The organism is Lentzea sp. NPDC042327, from assembly GCF_040647275.1.
GTDB lineage: Bacteria > Actinomycetota > Actinomycetes > Mycobacteriales > Pseudonocardiaceae > Lentzea.
The window spans coordinates 92679-109901 of the sequence record NZ_JBEZBX010000006.1; the positions used below are offsets into that span (position 1 = coordinate 92679).

At 67.2% G+C, this 17223-nt stretch carries 15 protein-coding genes, 6 tRNA genes and 1 other annotated feature; of the genes, 9 read left to right on the forward strand and 12 right to left on the reverse strand.

The features are described from left to right. Positions 1 to 74 precede the first annotated feature (74 nt). The 11 genes from AB0A63_RS17310 to AB0A63_RS17360 form a co-directional block, all read right to left on the reverse strand. Positions 75 to 245, reverse strand: a complete 171-nt coding sequence (locus tag AB0A63_RS17310) for a hypothetical protein (RefSeq protein ID WP_360391781.1) — start codon at positions 243 to 245, stop codon at positions 75 to 77. A gap of 222 nt (positions 246 to 467) precedes the next feature. After that, a complete protein-coding gene (locus AB0A63_RS17315) occupies positions 468 to 3539 on the reverse strand; it encodes a DUF87 domain-containing protein (protein ID WP_360391784.1) in 3072 nt (1023 codons plus the stop codon). Continuing rightward, entirely contained in the window at positions 3536 to 4141 is a 606-nt protein-coding gene (locus tag AB0A63_RS17320; protein ID WP_360391787.1) for a hypothetical protein, read from the reverse strand. The genes AB0A63_RS17315 and AB0A63_RS17320 overlap by 4 nt, the downstream gene beginning before the upstream one ends. An 11-nt stretch (positions 4142 to 4152) precedes the next feature. Then, positions 4153 to 5793, reverse strand: a complete 1641-nt coding sequence (locus AB0A63_RS17325) for an ATP/GTP-binding protein (protein ID WP_360391790.1) — start codon at positions 5791 to 5793, stop codon at positions 4153 to 4155. Next, positions 5793 to 6386 (reverse strand): TIR domain-containing protein, encoded by a 594-nt coding sequence (locus AB0A63_RS17330; RefSeq protein ID WP_360391793.1) that lies wholly within the window; start codon positions 6384 to 6386, stop codon positions 5793 to 5795. The genes AB0A63_RS17325 and AB0A63_RS17330 overlap by 1 nt, the downstream gene beginning before the upstream one ends. 151 nt (positions 6387 to 6537) lie before the next feature. Continuing rightward, a tRNA-Val gene (locus AB0A63_RS17335) sits at positions 6538 to 6609 on the reverse strand. A gap of 1 nt (position 6610) precedes the next feature. Continuing rightward, a tRNA-Gly gene (locus AB0A63_RS17340) sits at positions 6611 to 6683 on the reverse strand. 192 nt (positions 6684 to 6875) lie between these two features. Further along, positions 6876 to 6947: transfer RNA gene (locus AB0A63_RS17345), tRNA-Val, on the reverse strand. A gap of 1 nt (position 6948) precedes the next feature. Continuing rightward, positions 6949 to 7020 (reverse strand) — tRNA-Cys (locus tag AB0A63_RS17350). Between the two features lie 42 nt (positions 7021 to 7062). Beyond that, a tRNA-Gly gene (locus AB0A63_RS17355) sits at positions 7063 to 7135 on the reverse strand. 105 nt (positions 7136 to 7240) lie between these two features. After that, positions 7241 to 7666: an SsgA family sporulation/cell division regulator gene (locus AB0A63_RS17360; RefSeq protein ID WP_030466274.1), complete on the reverse strand. Its 426-nt coding sequence runs from the start codon at positions 7664 to 7666 to the stop codon at positions 7241 to 7243. A 255-nt stretch (positions 7667 to 7921) separates the two neighbouring features. Between AB0A63_RS17360 and AB0A63_RS17365 the strand changes: the two genes are divergently transcribed. The 4 genes from AB0A63_RS17365 (at position 7922) to AB0A63_RS17380 (ending at position 9894) form a co-directional block, all read left to right on the forward strand. Continuing rightward, positions 7922 to 8542 carry a sigma-70 family RNA polymerase sigma factor gene (locus tag AB0A63_RS17365; RefSeq protein WP_360391796.1) on the forward strand — a complete coding sequence of 207 codons (621 nt, stop codon included), beginning with the start codon at positions 7922 to 7924 and terminating at the stop codon, positions 8540 to 8542. After that, positions 8539 to 9321: an anti-sigma factor gene (locus AB0A63_RS17370; protein WP_360391799.1), complete on the forward strand. Its 783-nt coding sequence runs from the start codon at positions 8539 to 8541 to the stop codon at positions 9319 to 9321. Before AB0A63_RS17365 ends, AB0A63_RS17370 begins: the two co-directional genes overlap by 4 nt. Before the next feature lie 22 nt (positions 9322 to 9343). Then, positions 9344 to 9766 (forward strand): TIGR02611 family protein, encoded by a 423-nt coding sequence (locus tag AB0A63_RS17375; protein WP_360391802.1) that lies wholly within the window; start codon positions 9344 to 9346, stop codon positions 9764 to 9766. 56 nt (positions 9767 to 9822) lie between these two features. Beyond that, positions 9823 to 9894, forward strand: a tRNA-Val gene (locus AB0A63_RS17380). Positions 9895 to 10013: 119 nt separating this feature from the next. Here the strand turns inward: AB0A63_RS17380 and AB0A63_RS17385 are convergent. Further along, on the reverse strand, positions 10014 to 11429 hold the full coding sequence (locus AB0A63_RS17385) for an NF041680 family putative transposase (RefSeq protein ID WP_360391805.1): 1416 nt from the start codon (positions 11427 to 11429) through the stop codon (positions 10014 to 10016). Positions 11430 to 11662: 233 nt separating this feature from the next. On the opposite strand from AB0A63_RS17385, the gene AB0A63_RS17390 reads away from it, so the two are divergent. The 5 genes from AB0A63_RS17390 (at position 11663) to AB0A63_RS17410 (ending at position 17095) form a co-directional block, all read left to right on the forward strand. After that, positions 11663 to 12019, forward strand: a complete 357-nt coding sequence (locus AB0A63_RS17390; RefSeq protein WP_360391808.1) for a GIY-YIG nuclease family protein — start codon at positions 11663 to 11665, stop codon at positions 12017 to 12019. 62 nt (positions 12020 to 12081) lie between these two features. After that, on the forward strand, positions 12082 to 12429 hold the full coding sequence (locus tag AB0A63_RS17395) for a hypothetical protein (protein ID WP_360391811.1): 348 nt from the start codon (positions 12082 to 12084) through the stop codon (positions 12427 to 12429). Beyond that, positions 12390 to 12518: a sequence feature (AL1L pseudoknot), on the forward strand. Its footprint overlaps the gene before it by 40 nt. After that, positions 12486 to 12719 carry a hypothetical protein gene (locus AB0A63_RS17400; RefSeq protein ID WP_360391814.1) on the forward strand — a complete coding sequence of 78 codons (234 nt, stop codon included), beginning with the start codon at positions 12486 to 12488 and terminating at the stop codon, positions 12717 to 12719. (Overlaps the previous feature by 33 nt.) Before the next feature lie 572 nt (positions 12720 to 13291). Then, entirely contained in the window at positions 13292 to 13510 is a 219-nt protein-coding gene (locus AB0A63_RS17405; protein WP_360391817.1) for a hypothetical protein, read from the forward strand. Between the two features lie 384 nt (positions 13511 to 13894). Further along, entirely contained in the window at positions 13895 to 17095 is a 3201-nt protein-coding gene (locus tag AB0A63_RS17410) for an ATP-binding protein (protein WP_360391820.1), read from the forward strand. The last annotated feature ends 128 nt before the right edge of the window (positions 17096 to 17223 follow it).

Genomic DNA, 17223 nt, shown 5'->3' on the forward strand with positions numbered 1-17223 from the left:
CCCCGACGAGTTCAGCGCAATGCCCCGGCCTTCCACCGAATAACGGCGGTCGACCGGGGCGAATTGCTCTCAGCTCAGTCGTGCCACGGGTTCCCACCGCCGTTGGGCGCGTCCGTGGTGGTCGTGGTGGGCGGCGGCGGGGTGCCGTCGGCGGTGGCCGCGGGCCCGGAAACGGCGGCGGCGAAGCTGAGCGCGGTCACCAGGGCGGCGACGGTCACACCGAAAGTGGACAGGGTTTTGGACATGACGAATCCTCCGAAGGAAATCGCAGTTTGATTTCTGGATTTCGCCCGTTCGATTTCGGGCTACTTCGAGAATCCATCACCGAAAAGCGCGCAACCAGATGTTTCCCGTTGCCCGGCACAGCGGGCAACGGCCTCCACACCTGTTCCACTTCTCATCCACCAGGACAGCAGAAAGGCGGTGCCCCGGTTCAGGGCACCGCCTCGTTCACCACAGTCCGCGCTCTACCTCCGCGCGCGCTCGACCACGTCCTCCAGCCGCAACGGGCTCGGCGGGTGGTGGCTCAGGCACAGCGGCGCGCGCATCCGCCGGAACCCGAACGTGTCCCCGGTGACGTAGAACCGCCCGCGTTCCAGCCGCGAGATGTCCGCGACCGTGCTGCCCTTCGCGCGCGCCATCTCCGTCGCCGCCGCGATCTGCGCCGGGCTGTTGAGCCGGCCGAAGAACTGCGTGGTCGCGTTGCCGGTCACCTGGTTGTGCACGCCTTTCGGCGCCTGCGTGGCGAGCAGCAGCCCCAGCCCGTACTTGCGCGCCTGCGAGGCCAGCAGGATCGTGCTCTGCGTGCTCGCCGTCCACGCCCCGGACGGCGCGATGGTCTGCGCCTCGTCCATCACCAGCAACCCGCCCAGCGGCCGGTCGGCCGCCGGGTTGCGCTTGATCCAGGCGAACACCTCCAGCTGCAGCTGGCTGATGAACCCCTGCCGCTGCTCCTCCGACGGCAACCCGACGAAGCTGATCACCGACACCCGCGCGCGCCTGCCGTCCGACGGCGTGAGCAGCACCCCGGGGTCGGTCGGCTCGCCCTGCCCGCCGAGCAGCGGGTCGTTCACCATCGCGGCCCTGAGCGTCTCCGCCAGCTCCACCGCCGTCGCCGGCGCCGAGTTGAGCTTGCTCACCCCGTCCGGCAGCTCGGCCAGCACCTCGACGAACCCGTTGAGGTCACGCCGGTCCCTGCGCGCGTAGTACGTCAGCGCCTCTCTGAGCACTGCACGCCCACGCACCGCGAACCGCGACTCGCTGGCCACCCGCGCGTGCGGCACCAACCGCGCCACCGCCGCTTCGACGGCGGCACCGAACTCGTCGGGATCTCCCCGCACCTCCGCGAAGTCCGGCAACGGGTGGAAGCTCAGCGCCCGCCCGCCCGCACGCCCCGGCGTCCACACCACGACCTCGGTGTGCGCCAGGTACTCCGCCGCGCGCTCCGCGTCCCCCGGCCGCCACTCCCCCGGCGGCTCCGGCCACGCGTCCCCCAGCCGCGCCAGGTCGTTGTTGGGGTCCAGCACGATCGCCGACACCCCGCGCAACGCGCACTCCTCGACGATCCGCCGCAGCAGCACCGTCTTCCCGCTGCCGGACCCGGCGAACACGATGGCGTGCTTGCGCAACGACTCCAGCTCGATGCGGATCTCCCCGTCCATGCCGAGCACGATCTCCCCCGGCGCCGCCTCCGGCACCGGCGGTGGCCGGGTCTCCTGGTGCGAGGCCGCCGTCCGCTCCTGCGCGGGCAGGACCGAACGCAGGAACGTGGCACCGCTGGCCGGTTTGCGCGCCACCAGCCACGACAGCAGCTGGTGGGTCTGCACCGCGCAGATCTCCTTGAGGGCGCTGAACGTCCGCAGGTCGTCGTCGCTGATGTCGACGCACCGGCCACCCGCCCGCTCCAGCGCGGCGACCTCCTGCCGGGTCTTCGCACCGGTCCAGCCCTTGGCGCCGTTGCGGATGATGACCAGGTGCCGGCCCTGCCCGCCGTGCGTGCCCTCGGCGGCGGCACGGGCGTCGCGCAGCTTGCGCAACACCCGGTTGCCGTGGCTGCTCGCGATGAACACCAGCCCCCAGCGCTCCTGGGTGTCCAGCTCCTCGTTGACCGTGAGGCGCAGCCCGGCGTGCAGGCGCCCGTCCTCGGACTGCGGCTCCGGGTGCCACTTCAGGTCGTCGTTGCCCACCTCGGTGATCCACGACTTCAGCCCGGCCAGCAGCAGCGGCGGGACGACCTCGTCCTCGTTGTGCGGCCGGATGTCCCCGGCGACGACCCCGGACTGCTCCCGCAGCCGCGCGAACCGCGCGTCGAACTCGGCCAGGTGGTCCTGCTCCCGCACGGCGGGCTCCGGCGCCTCGGCCGGCTGTGCCTCGTCGAACGACGTCAGCTCCCTGATCTCGCCGTACAGGCAGGCCTCCGCGTGCGCGTGCACCCGCTTGAGCAGCTGCCGCGGCGTCCGGTTGGCCCACGTCGCGGCGTCGAACGCGCTCGGCGCCACCGGCCACGTCGGGTGCGGCGGCGTGATCCCGTTGCGCTGGTAGATCACGCCGAGCCACTTCTCCAGCAACCGCCTGCCCAGCACGGGGTCCGCGATGGCGGCGAGGATCGGGGTTCTGGTGAACCGGTCCTCGACGGTGCTGGTCGCGATCGACTTCAGCATCGTCCACGTGTCGGGCAGGCAGGCCACCACCGTGAGCGTGCGCCTCGTGGTCTCACGGAGCTGCATCAGACCGTCGGAGATGTCACTGATCTCCTGGCGGAGCTCGGGGTTCGTGACGATGTCCCCGACCGCGTCGCGGCCCTTGTTCACCAGCGTGTCCAGCTGGTCGACCGCGATCACGCACGGCCCGGTCATCGCGAGGACGCGGGACACGTCGCGGACCAGCTCCCGCGACGGCTTCGGCTCGGCGGGCAGCCCCCACCGCCTGCGTTCCTCGCCCGTGTCGTCGCCGCCCTTGAGGTAGGACCGCGCGATCTCGGCGTGCTCGGACGCGTACAGCACCAGCGCCCTGATCGTGTCACCGCACTCCACCGCGATCCGGCTGTCCACAGTGCGCAGTCCGCTCAGGAACGCCCGCAGGTGCTCCGGTGTCAGCTCCGCCTGCCCCACCACGGCCCTGGCGACGTCCTCGGACACGTCCGCGCCCATGCACAGCTGCCGCAGCAGCACGGTGAGCTGCAGCTCGCCCTCGTCGTCGGCCCTGCGGAGCTCGCTGCGCAGCGCGTCGGCGATGTCGTCCCAGAACGCCTTCCCCGACGTCACCTCGACGAGGAAGAAGTAGCCGCCCTCCTGCTGGACCATGCGGCGCACGGACCCCAGCAGGTGCGTCTTGCCCACGCCCTTCTCGCCCTGCAGCACCAGCCCGCCGATGCTCGGCCCGACGCTGGCCCGCGCGTCCGCGATGCCGGCGCGCAGGCGGTGCTCCGCCCGCGTGTGCAGGCCGTCGACGTGGAACGGCGAGGTGTGCCACACGTCGTCGGGTGTCTCGGCGGAGTTGAACCGCACGACCGCCAGCGCCTCGCGCAGGTGCTCGGTCATGATTCCTCGATCGCCACGAGGTGCTTGTCCTCGCCGCCGATCCGGATGGCCGCCGCGTGGTCCTCGTCGGTCAGCACCTTGCGGTTCGCGCTCGCCACCAGGTGCGTGGAGCCGTCCTTGACCATCTTCAACAACGTCTGGTCGACCTCCTCGCGTTCCGCGCCGTCGAGCCGCGGCCGCAGCTTCGCGAGCCGCACCCAGTCCTGGTAGCCGTCACCGAGCTCCAGGTACACCTGCTTGATCAGGTCCTCGAGGTCTCTCGAGCGAATCGCTTCAGCGAGCAGCCCCTTCTGCCGCAGGAACGGCACGAACCGCCGCACCATCTCCAGAAGCGCCCTCGCCTGCGGTCCCATCCGTGCCGGCATCTCGCTCTCCGTCAGGTCGGTGATGCACCACTCAATGCCTTCATCCGTGATCCGGTGCGTGTAGGGCGTGACATCCGTCGACGACTCGATCAACTTGTCCCGGTTCAACGCCTCCCGGTCGGCACGACCGAACTTGATCTTGCGCTGGACGGTGAACTCGGTGTTCGCCATCTCGCGGTTCTCCAGCAGCAGCACCATCAACACCGCTTTGGCACTGGACGCGTACTTCTCCGGCATCACGCCGCCTTTCAGTCGGTGAACGCGTTGACTCGTCGCTCGATCCGGGCGAGCAGAGCGCGCACCTCGGCGCGCAGCTGCCCAGGAACCACCACGGCGGTCCCTTTGAGGTGCGATTTGGTCAGCAGGGCCAGATCCGCCGTCAGGACCCGCACCGCGTCCATGTCGCCGTCGTCGAGCGCGACAGCGATCCCCTGCACGGTCTCCCTGACCAACGCCAGCCTTGCGGAGGACGGCAGCTGCTCCGGCACCTCCCGCAACGCCACTTCCGCAGCCCGCAACGCCTCCTGGTCCGGCTCGGCCTCCGTGGCCGGAACCGCCTTGAGCAGGTCGTGCAGCTCCCTGGCCACCCGCACGGGCCGCACGTCCGGGTCGAACTCCCCGAGCTGCAGGTTTCGCAGGAAACCCGGCAGCAGGTCGCGTGACGTGTGCGGGCTGACCAGGCAGAACAGCCGCCGCTCCGTTCCGTCGGGTCCCAGCGCCCGCCGCGCGAACCGTTCCGCCTCGGTCTGCTGCCACCGGCTCAGCCGACCGTCGACCAGCAGGCACAGGTGCTCGGCGGGATCGTTCGCCTGGTCGAGGATGCCGGGGTCACCCGACAGCGAGTGCTCCGCGCGCACCCCCAGCAGGCGCAGCTCGGTGATCAGCTCGGTCGAGGTCTGCCACAGCGACCGCGGGCTGGACACCAGCAGGTCCAGGTCGAACTGGCGGCGCCGGGAACGCGCGGCGGCCACGTAGGCGTCGCGGTTGTCCGCCAGCAGGTCGGTCCGGTCGAACTCCTGCGCGACCACCGCGGCGACCGTCTCCAGCGCGAACGAGATCTGGTCCGAGGACGGCGGCTGCTCCGCCACGACGGGCAGCTGCTCGCCGAAGCTCCAGTACGAGATGTAGGGCACGGTGAGGTGCCGCATCATCTGCTCCGGCGTCACGCCCTTGATCAGCCAGTTGCCGAACAGCGGCGCGACGACCCCGGCGCACTTCTTCTGCCAGTCTTCTGCCCGCTCGTACTCGACCCGGTTGTCCAGCCTGGACAGCACCGGCAGCACCTGGTGCCGGGGCCGGTCGTAGGGCAGCCGGTCCCTCGCCCTGTCGGCGAGGCGGACGATGTCCACCACCTCGTTGAGGTTCTGGTCGTTGGCGGTGAACACGACGACCAGGCGGTCGGGCAGCTGGGCCGTGCAGATGCTCGCGATGTCGGACACACCGGTGCGGCTGTCGATCAGCACGAAGTCGTACTTGGCGGTCCACTCCTCGCGGTAGGCCTCGAGGTGCGCCGCGAACCCGCGCTCGTACAGGTCCTCCCAGTCGATCGACTGCATCCGGCGCGAGTACGAGCCGTCCAGCCGGCGGTCCTCGGTCCGCCCCGCGGCGATCAGGTCGAGCACCCCGCCGTCCACCGCGACCCGCACCTCGTGCGCGCCGGGCGTCCTCACCCCGGCCAGGAACTCGTGTGCGATGTCGACCACACCGCTGCGCGGTTTCTCCGGCAGGTGCGGGTCGAAGTAGAGGTGCAGTCCGGGGGCTTCCAGGTCCCAGTCCACGGCGAGCACGCGATAACCCCACCGAGCGAGCAACACCGCCGTGTTGGCCAGGGTGAAGCTGCGTCCGACGCCGCCTTTGTAGGAGTAGAACGTGATCACGGTCCCGGTCATCACTCGAACCTCGGCAACGGCGGAGGAGGGATGAGCACCGGCTCCGGGTGCTCGACGATCGGCCAGTCCGGACTCCAGTCCGGCACCTGCTGCGCCAGTTCCACGAGATCGCGGGCGAGCTCCCTCACCCGGCGGCAGAAGTAGATGTACTCCACCGTGTCCTGATAAACGGGTTCGGTGTAGGAGTACTCCTTGAAGTCCTGCCAGGAGCGCATGCGTTCTTTGACCGCGAATTTGTGCGAGTCCGAGTAGAGAATCGGGTAGACCAGCCCCTGCGGGAAGTCAGCGGAGGCCAGTCCGAGCACGGCCTCGCGCGCCCGCATGCTCTCCAGCTCGGCCATGCACCAGTGGGACTCGAAGTAGTGCGGCGTCATGAGCTGGATCATGATCTTGCTGCGGTGCAGCGAGTTCACCAGGTGGTGCGACCAGTCCACCGCCCGCGGCATCACCCGGTCCATGTAGACCTTGGGCGCCGGCGCACACTCGTCAGCGAGGTACTCGACGAGCTTGTTGTAGAAGTGGTTGAGCAACCATTTCTGCACGCTGCCCGTTCGGCTGTAGCTGATGAAGAAGTCATATTTGTAGCCGGACACAGCGGCCAACGATAGATGCCGATATCCGGCAAAAAAAGACAAAAAAGAGGCCGGTTTCGGTCATTCTGTCCATAAAGTGGACATAAACCGGGCAGCCTGCAACCAGCAAGAAGCCCCCGGTCCTGGTGGACCGAGGGCTTCTCATGCGAAGTGGACGATACTGGGATTGAACCAGTGACCCCTACCGTGTCAAGGTAGTGCTCTCCCGCTGAGCTAATCGTCCGAGCGGATGACGAGACTCGAACTCGCGACCCTCACCTTGGCAAGGTGATGCGCTACCAACTGCGCTACATCCGCGTGCCCCTCAGGATTCCCTTGTGGGGTTTCCCTCGGTGCGGGAGGAACTTTATCCGACGCTCCCCGGAAGTTCCAAATCGGCTGATCTTGAGCCTGCCGGCGCCTCCGGAAGGCCCCCGGAGCGCGATGCAGAGGCCGTGGAACGAGAACGGGGCGAGGTGCGTTGTGCACCTCGCCCCGCTGTCGATCCGATGGACGATACTGGGATTGAACCAGTGACCCCTACCGTGTCAAGGTAGTGCTCTCCCGCTGAGCTAATCGTCCGAGGCGGAGACGGGAATCGAACCCGTGTACAGGGCTTTGCAGGCCCTTGCCTAAGCCACTCGGCCACTCCGCCAGGAGCATGAGTCCTCGATGGACACCCATCGTGAACCCACAGAGCGGATGACGAGACTCGAACTCGCGACCCTCACCTTGGCAAGGTGATGCGCTACCAACTGCGCTACATCCGCGTACACCACTGACTTCGTGATGTTGGACAAACCTTATACGAGGGGTGCAACCCACTTTCACCGGGGGTACCCGCACCGCCTCCGCGGGCCCCCTACCTCGGGTTTTCAGCTCAGGTCGTTCGAGATCAGGTGCGTGAGCGCCTCGTCGACGTTGACCCACAGGTGCTCGTTGCCGGGCACGACGACGTCGTAGGTCCGGTCGAGGAAGTCCGCGAGCTCCTGGGCCGACGCCTCGAACATGGCGTGCCCGGACGGCGAGCTGAGCTCGATCACGACGACCTCGGGGTCGTCGGCGGCGGGGCGGATCCGGACGTCACCGTCACCGGCGTCCGCGATCAGGCCGTCCGCGAGCAGGTCGCGGGCGAACACCCACTCGACCCAGCCCGCGCGACCCGTGCGGAACGCGGCCACGACCGCGTACGGGTCCTTTGTGTCATATCGCAGCTCCACCTGGACCGGGACCGCCGGGGTCCTGGGCGCCAGCAGGTCGAAGACCGCTGTCGAGCGGAGCGTCACGTGGTCGTTGCGCATCGTCGTTACCCTCTTCTCCCTTCCCGGTCAATGAAACGACCGAGCACCTCAGTTGTGACGTGCATGTGGCGAGGAACGCTCGCCGTCCGGCCGCAGATCACCCCTTCGGGTCAGCTTTGCTGCACTCGGCGACCATTCGTGCGCGTTCCGTGCCTTCTTCGTCGTCAGCCCACGTTCAGCGACCCCCATCTTGCTGGGTCTAACCTGAACCCGGTACCGGCTGTTGCGCGAATGTTGGACGTGAGGACATCTCTGGTGGCTGACTCGCCCGGCCCGACCGCTGCGCCACGTAGCGACCGGCCGACCGACTTCGAGCTCGTGCAGAGACTCGCGCAGGGCGACCGGCCGGCGTTCGGTGAGCTGTACGACAGGTACGGCACGCCCGCGTACTCGCTGGCCAGGCGCATCTGCGTGGACGCGGAGCTCGCCGAGGACGTCGTCCAGGAGGCCTTCCTCGCGCTGTGGCGGCACCCCGCCAGGTTCGACCCCGCACGGGGCGGTTTCGGGACCTGGTTGATGACCCTGGTGCACCACCGAGCGGTGGATGCCGTCCGTAAGGAAAACACCCAGCGTCGTCGAACTGTTCCCTTGACCGAGGACGTGTCACCTCCGACGGACGGTTCCGACCACGAAGCGTTGGTGAGCGTGGTGGGCGCCGAGGTCCGGGCGGCGCTGCGCACGTTGCCCGAGGAGCAGCGCCAGGTCATCACGCTCGCCTACCTCGGTGGCTACACGCAGTGCGAGGTGGCGAAACTGACCGGCGTCCCGCTGGGAACTGTGAAATCGCGCACGTTCGCGGCGATAAGACGCCTGAGAGGCACGTTGGGGAACCTGTGGGCCGGCGAGACCGGCGAGACGACGGGAGTGAACCGGTGAACGGCGAGCTGTGCGCTCACGAGGAACTCGCCGTCGGCTGGGCGATGCACTCCCTGGAGCCCGACGAGGAGGCGGTGGCCCGCGACCACCTGCCGACCTGCTCCACCTGCCAGGCCACCGTCCGTTCGACGGAGGAGGTCCTCGCGGGCATCGGCGGCGCGGTCCGCCAGGAACAGCCCCCGGCCCACCTGCGCGCGCGACTGCTGGAGCAGATCGAGCACACCCCGCAGGAGCCCCCGGCCGCACCCCACCCGCGCCCAGCGGCACCGACCCCGCTGCGCCCGCAACCGCGCCGCCGCACCGGTCGGCTCCTGCTGGCCGCGGCCGCCGCAGTCGCAGTCCTCGCGGCAGGCGGCTTCCTCGGCGTGCGCGTGACCCAACTCTCCGACGAGGTCGCCGCCTCGAAGGCCCGCACCGACGACCTGAACAAGGCCCTGGTCCTGGCCGCCGACCCGGCCACGAACCGCGCCCTGCTGCGCACCGGCTCCGGCACCGACGCGGCCGTGGTCCTCTCCGGCCCGACCACCGCAGCCGTCATGCCGATGAACCTGAAACCGAACGACTCGGCCCACGTTTACGTGGTGTGGGGTGCGAGCACGAAGGCGCCGGTACCGTTGGCCGTGTTCAACGTACGCGCCGGCTCGACCGACCCGCAGCTCCTCTCGTGGTCGGCCGACGCCCACAAGCACACGACCTTCGCGGTATCACTGGAACCCGGCCGCCAGGCCCCTCCGAGCCCCTCGGAAGTGCTGGCACTCGGCCAGGTTGCGTCCGCCTGAGTCCCAACAGGATGATCGACACATGACCAAGCCCGACGCGAAGCCCACCGAGCACAGGGGCTGGCGCAACTGGTTCCACCGCAACCCGGCGCTGAACCTCGCCTACCGCATCGGCGTCGGCGTGATCGGCGGCGTCGTGCTGGTCGCGGGCGTCATCATGATCCCGTACCCCGGCCCCGGCTGGCTGGTGGTCTTCGCGGGCCTCGCCATCCTCGCGACCGAGTTCGAGTGGGCCGGCCGCGTCCTGAAGTTCGCCAAGCGCTACTACGACCGCTGGGTGGAGTGGCTGAAGCGCCAACCGGCCTGGGTCCGCGGCCTCGTGATGGCCGGCGTCTGCGCCATCGTCCTGGTCACCTGCTACTTCCTCAACGTGTTTGCGCTGGTAGGAGGCTGGTTCGGCCTCGACTGGGCCTGGTTGCAGAGCCCGATTTTTGGTTCTCGTTGATGATGTTGTAAGCTATGGCCACACCGCGAGAGCGGGACAGCAGGACAACAGAACACGGGCGTTTAGCTCAGCGGGAGAGCGCTTCGTTCACACCGAAGAGGTCACTGGTTCGATCCCAGTATCGCCCACAGTGTGTTTTACCTAGTCAGACGGCCTGTCGATGATCTCATCGGCGGGCCGTTTGCGTTGCGTGGGAGCAAATTGGGAGCAGAAGTCCTCCCTCAACTCGCGAGATCTAGCTTGAGTTTTAACCTGTTCGGCGTGGTCGCGGGTTGCTGGACTTGGTCTTCTTGCTGCGGCTGGATTTCTGCTTGTTTGTGCTGGTGACGGTGTTGACATCGTGGCGTGCCGCTGGTGCGCGGTTGGGTTGTCCGGCGGGGCGTCCTGGTCCGGGTCGTGAGGGTTTCGGGACACGGGCCGGACATGCGAGTTGTGGGCGTAGGTTCCGAAACCCCCGGCGGATTCGTGCGGGGCTCAACCGGTGGGCTGGGCGGGGCTTCTCCCAGGGGCGGCGCAGATCGATCGCGAGATCGCGGGCGAGGCGGAGCTGGGTGTAGGCGATGATCAGCAGCCAGGTCCAGCGGTCAGCAGCCTCGGGTGAGCGCAGTTTCGGGGTGGTCCAGCCGAGGGTCTGTTTGAGCATGCGGAAGGTGTGCTCGATGTCGAAGCGGCGCAGGAACGCCTGCCAGGCCAGATCGACCTCGATGTGGGTGAGGCCGGTGCGGGAGTGCCAGAGCCACACCGGCTTCGGGATGGCGCCGGAGGGCAGCCGCTCGACCTCAAGCCGGATCACGGTGCCTTCCAGAATCGGCAACTCCCCGTCGTGGTCGGCCCAGGCGATGCGGTGGGTCAGGCGTGGGTGCAGCCGGTCCCAGGCCCGGATCAGCGCCGGGCCGTAGAGGCGGGTCGTCGTTTCGATGGTGATGTCCGGTGTGCCCCAGGTGTGTGGGTCGCCGAAGACGAACTCGCCGCCGTGGCGGCGAGGCCGGCCCGTCGTGACGCCGGGAAGGCAGGCGGGTGCGGGGCGGCGAAGGACCCGGTCCGACCGCATCCGCACCAGCACCGCGATCGGCAGGTCGGCCAGCACGTGGGCCAGGCGGGGCCCGTCGTAGCCGGCGTCGGCGACCAGCAGGATCTCCGGGTCGCCCGCTCGCCAGTGCCCTGCGGCGATCAGCCGGGTCACGAGGTCGCGGATCTGGCGGGCGGTCACGCTCGCGGCGTCCTCGCCGGGTGCGAGCCGGACCACGTCCAGCGGCGCGGTCCACGAGTGACGCCCCGTTTCCAGCGCGACGACGATCGAGTACGGCCAGCCCGGCACCATCATGTGCTGGTCCTTGCCCCGGCCGTAGGTGTGGCACAGGATCCGCTGCGCGCAGGTGTGCGCTTCGGGCCGAAGCCAGCAGGTGATGTCCACCGCCAGCACCAGCCGCCCGTCCGCGGCACGAGGCAGCGACACCCCGGCCAGGGCAGTGCGTAACCGGTCGACGTCCACCCGGCCTCTCGCCAGCGCGGCATAGCCGCTGCCATGCCCGCGCCGATGCTCACCGGCCAGCGACAGATCCGCCACCGAGCGGACCGGCCCATCCGCGCACAACACCGCGTCGGCCAGTTCGAACAACGCGTCCGCCCGCCGCGTCAGGCACCGGTAGAACTCCTGCCGCAACGCCGATAACTCCCCGGACGCCGCGGCGTTCCGGGCATGGTGCACACTGATCAACTGAAGCCCTTGGTTCGATCTTCTTTCTGTCGCAAGAGGAATGATCAACCAAGGGCTTCACTCATGATCAACCAGGGTCCCACCCAGCAGCTCAGAGGTTAAAACTCAAGCTAGGCGAAGTCTTGTCACCAAGACTCACAAAACCACAGGTCAGCGAATCGAGGCTCATCAGACTACTGGTGACCTCTTCGCTGCCACATAAGTGTTCACCATGCCTCGTCTTTGCCCTCAGAGGCAACGCTTACGGCTTCACCCTCCGACTCACTCGGTTGCCACCTCGCCGACCGACTCGGAATCGAACTCCGCCGAGCAGGCAGCGGCTGACCCTCACCAAGCCAGGCGAAGCACTGCTCTCAGAGTGGATGGCCGAGCACGCACGCGTAGCGTTCATGCTCGACGACGAACCATGGCTTCTCGAAGACGAACTCATCCGCATAACGATGCTTCCCCTCAACATCGCCGACAACTTCTACCTCCCGACGCGAGCCCTCCGCGCGAAACACCGACTCAAGGCCCGCGAACTACCGATCGTGTGACGGCGTGCCCACGCAGCTCCGCCTCAGCTTGAACCGTCACGGATTTGAGACCGCTTCCGTTCTTGAAGAAGATGGTCGTCATCATGTCGAAGCGTTACCCGCCCGAGGTTCGTGAGAAGGCCGTGCGCCTGGCCCTTGAGCGTCTGGATGAGTTCGAGTCTCCGTATGCTGCCGCCAGGGCGATCGGCCCGGTGGTCGATGTGCACTACGAGACGTTGCGGGTACGGATCAAGAAGGCGCTTGCGGAGGGCTCCCAGCCCGCTGCTCGGCCGTCGCAGGGACTGCCGCCGGCCGAGCACGAGGAGTTGCTGCGGTTGCGGAAGGAAGTCCGGGATCTCAAGCAGGCCAACGAGATCCTGAAGCTGGCCTCGGCTTTTTTCGCGCGGGAACTCGACCCGCGGCACCACTGATCGTCAGCTTCATCGACGAGTACCGCCAGGTCTACGGCGTAGAGTCGATCTGTGACGTGCTTACCGAGTACGGAATCCAGATCGCGCCCAGGACCTACCGCAAGGCCCGCCGCCGGCCACCATCGGCCCGTGATGTGGCGTTCTGCACCATCGATCGGATCATGCGCCGGCTCGGCCTCAACGGCGTGGTCAAAGGCCGCAATCAGCGCACCACGATCCCGGCCAAGGACGGGATACGCGCCGCAGACAGACTCAACCGCGATCGCGCCGAACCTGGTGTGGGTCGCTGACTTCACCTACGTCTCCACGTGAGCGGGATGGGCCTACGTGGCGTTCATGTTCGACGCCTACTCCCGCGCGATCGTCGGCTGGACCGCGTCGGGCTTGAAGACGGCAGGACAGTCGAGTGACTGGCCATGCACTCGCCGCATTGTCCGCGACCTGGCCGAGGCCTATGAACAGCACGCACACCGCTCGAACGACAGAGCGGAACGCCGACGTCGTGGGCTTCCGGACTGAGCGCAGCGGCGAGGAACGCGGAAGGTCCTTCGCCCTCACCGACTGCACGCCGTGTCCGAGCAGGGCATTCGCTCGTAGGTCCACGGGAATGACGACGTCCCACGATGCGACGGAAACGAGGCGTGCATGTCGGTCGGCTTGTTGAGGTGTGTACTTCCGTCTCCAAGCTCTGCTAGCTCGATGATGACGGATCTCCTTCTACCCGAAGGAGATCCGCGCCGGCGACAGACCTGTTCGTTCCGATCTCGCGCCTGGCGAGTTTCGGGGCGAGGCTGGCCTTGCTGACGTCAGGAGTGCTGGGAAGACGTTCGCGCGTCGAAGTGCTGCCGTTTTCGAGAGTGCGGTGTACATCGACGCGGGTGTGCTCGGCAGGAACGGGTTGAAGGCTCGGATCGACGAGGTGGTGCTGCGGCACGAGGTCGCGGTACTGCGCCGGACCAACCCCCGACCGCGACTGCGCTGGGCGGACCGTGCAGTGCTCGCCGCGCTTGTGCGGCGCCTGCCTCAGCAGTTGCGCGGACACCGATTGGTGACACCAGGCACGATCCTGCGATGGCACTGACACCTGGTCGCGAAGAAGTGGACCTACCCGAACCGGACCAGACGCACCCGCCGGCGATCATCTGCGGTGCTAATGTACTTTCGTTTGGGTCTGAAGAAGCCATTTAGGGGTGTGTGGTGGATGGGCGACCTCAGGCTGTTCCGGATAACCGCTGGTCGCGCGGACGAACTGGCCAGTGGCTCGGTCGCCCTGGAGCGCCATCTGCGGCGAACAATCGAGTGTTGCCGACGACTTCACTCGTTACGACGAACACGCCGTGCGCCAGAACAATCACAACATCGAGCGCGTTCGGTACCGCGATTCCGGCGGACCTGACCGAAGCCGAGCAGTACTTGCGAATGAGCTACGACGCGAGCTGAGCCAGAGGCGCACAGGGAGCAAAGCGTGAGTGGAGCCGACGTCAGTCGAGCCGAGATCATCAACTACTGGCACACGATCGAGATGTTCAGCCCTCCCGATGTTCCTGCGGTGAGAGAGGAACACCGGGTCTACCAGGTGGCACCAGGACAACCACTGCCCTGGGAGCCCACCCACCGGCTGCAGAAGGTCCAGCTCGAGGAGCACCTCACCTGGCGGTACCGGGTCTACTGCGGGGTCTTCTCACTCGAGGACATGAACACCGTGCTGGAGCGCGTGTTCCCGCCGGACCAGGACAGCTATGACGAACGACCCGCAGGGCACAGCGCGTTGACGGCGTTCGTCCTCGACGTCGAAGGGCGGCCGCTGTTCGACAGCAACATCTTGTCGACCTGTGCCTGGGCGACAGGTCGGGCGGTCGATCCTGGACCTCGGCGCCGTGACTGGCTTGACGGGTTCGACGAGGACGAGGCCGAGGCCGACGAGCTGTTTCGGAAGCTCGTGGCTGCCGCCAAGGATGATCCGCGTGTGCGCGCGCTCGCCGAACAGGGAATCTCCGTAGGCAGGCCGCTCGCTGCCGCAGATCTGACGGGTTACCAGAAGACGTTGTGCGCGAAGCTCGGCCTGCCGGGCGACTTCGACTGTTCCGAGATCCGGATCAAGTGCGAGCTCGTGAGTCACACGAACGCATACCGGGAGGACGACCAGGATTTCCTGAACAGCTTCATCGCCGCGGATCTTCGCCAAGTGTCGGCCGATGTCCGAGCGGGCAGCTGTGGCACGGCTCTTCGACAGTACCTCAGCGGAGACAGGGAGATCGACACAGCGGCGAGGATCGACGTGCGGGAGGAGTTGGGCCAGGTGTTGGACGTTGTCCGGCCGGACGCCGTGCCGCTCGGGCGTTGGCCCAGCAACGTCGAACATCCACTCGCGCTGAGCCAGCAGCTGGCCGTCAACAACGTGCTGAGCAGGCTCAGCGCGTCGGCGGGCATCTTCGGCGTGAATGGGCCGCCTGGGACCGGCAAGACCACCATGCTGCGGGATCTGATCGCGGCGATTGTGGTCGAACGTGCGTGTCGGCTCGCCGAACTGTCGAGGCCGGCGGCCGCGTTCCGAGGTAAGCGTCAGTGGAAGGTGGGCGACTACACGCGCACCGTGCACCTGTGGCGAGAGGACCTCACCGGGTTCGAGATCGTGGTCGCTTCGAAGAACAACGGCGCGGTCGAGAACGTGACCAACGAGATTCCCGCTGTCGGCGCGATCGACGACGCGTGGCGTGACGAGGTCGACTACTTCCCGGAGATCGCAACCGCTCTGCTCAACGTCGACCAGCTCGACGCCGACCGGAAGACCTGGAAGCAAGCTTGGGGCATGGTCGCCGCGCGGCTTGGCAACAAGACCAACCGCGGTAAGTTCGCGACCGCGTTCTGGTACGGGATCAAGCCCAAGCCGAAGAAGAAGCAGCAAAAGGATGTCGCCGAGCCGCCGCCGATCCCGGGCATGAACGACCTGCTCAAAGCCGTGATCGCGGAAGGTCCCGACCAGTCGTGGACGGATGCGGTCCGTGACTTCCGCAGTGCGTTGGCGGCGGCCCAACAGATCCAGGCCGATCGTGGTGCAGTCGACGGAACCTTCCTGCGCCTGAAAGAAGCGCGTGACCGTGGTCAAACTGGTAGGGGTGCGTTCGAGCGGGCCGGCCGGCAACTGGAGCAGGTGAACGCCGCGCTCAGCGAGGCTCGGCAGAACATCTCAGCGTGGCAAGCGGAACAGCACAAGCGAAGTAGTGCGCGGCAACAGCACCTCAGCCATCGACCGAACCTGGTGCAGTCGCTGTTCGGTTGGGGACGACCCATGCGTAACTGGCAACAAGTCGACGACGGCCTTGCCGCGCAGTTCGCGGAGGCATTTGCGATGAACGCCCAGTGGGGGCACCGGCTCCAGCAACTCGAGCGCGACACCATTGCGGCACAGCATGAGCTTGACCATCACGGTCGGGTTGTGCGAGAGGCTGACCAGGAAGTGGGGCGACTGGAGGCTTCGCTGCGCGCCGCCGAGACGTCCCTTGGTGACTTCTTTCCGGGTGACACATGGTGGACCGACGATGAACGACGTGAATTGAAGGCGCCTTGGACCGACAGCACGTGGAACGACGCGCGAACCCGCCTGTTCTTCGCGGCTTTACGGCTGCACAAGGCGTTCCTCCAGAATGCCGCGCACGAGATGCGGCAAAGCCTGCAGGCCGCCATGGACGTCGTACAGGGCGCCGCACCCAGGGACCTGCCGGAGGCAACGATCCGAGCGGCCTGGCAGACCCTCTTCTTCCTGGTTCCGGTGGTGTCCACGACGTTCGCGTCGGTCAGCCGGGTGTTTCCCCGGTTGGGTCCTGAGTCGCTGGGGTGGCTCTTCATCGACGAGGCGGGACAGGCCACCCCGCAAGACGCTGTCGGTGCGATCTGGCGCAGCAGGAGGGTGGTCGTCGTCGGCGATCCACTTCAGCTCGAGCCGATCGTCTCACTGCCCTTCCGCGTTCAGCAGGCGATCCGGGGCGACCACGGCGTTGACGAGAAGTGGTTGCCCGCACGGACATCCGCGCAGCAGTTGGCGGATCAGCTGACGCCGCTCGGCACCCATCTGCCCACCGACGACGGGCCGATCTGGGTCGGGTCTCCGCTGCGTGTGCACAGGCGGTGCGACGAGCCGATGTTCGGCATCGTCAACCAGATCGCGTACGACGGAATGATGATCAAGGGCGGTCGTCGCAGCAAGGACCTCATGCTTCCGTCGGGTGACCAGCCGCTGCCGGAGAGCAAGTGGTTGCACATCTCAAGCGAGGAAAGCAGCGGCCATTGGAAGCCGGCCGAGAGCAAGAAGCTCGGTGACATGCTCGCCTACCTCGCCAAGTCCGGGTTCGACATGTCCGAGGTGATGGTGATCGGACCGTTTCGAGACGTCGCAAGGGAGATCGGCAAACACCGGCGGCAGTATCCAGGACTGGTCGCTGGAACCGTCCACACAGCTCAAGGCAAGGAAGCGGACATCGTCATCCTGGTCCTGGGCGGAGATCCGCGCAGGCCGGGCGCGAAGAAGTGGGCGGCGAGCAAACCCAACCTCGTCAACGTCGCGGTCAGCCGTGCGAAGCGCAGGCTCTACGTCATCGGTGATCGGACGGAGTGGTCGAAGCAACGGCACTTCGACGTGCTCGCGCAGGGCCTTCCCTGCCGTGAGTGATCAGCGCGTCAGCGTTCTGCACAGAGAAACGCAGCTGGGGCAACGTCTTGTGCGACTTGCCGACTCAGCTGATCACTGCGGCTGTACGGCGGCGTAGAACTGTATCGCCAGTTCGCGCACGGGTCCGC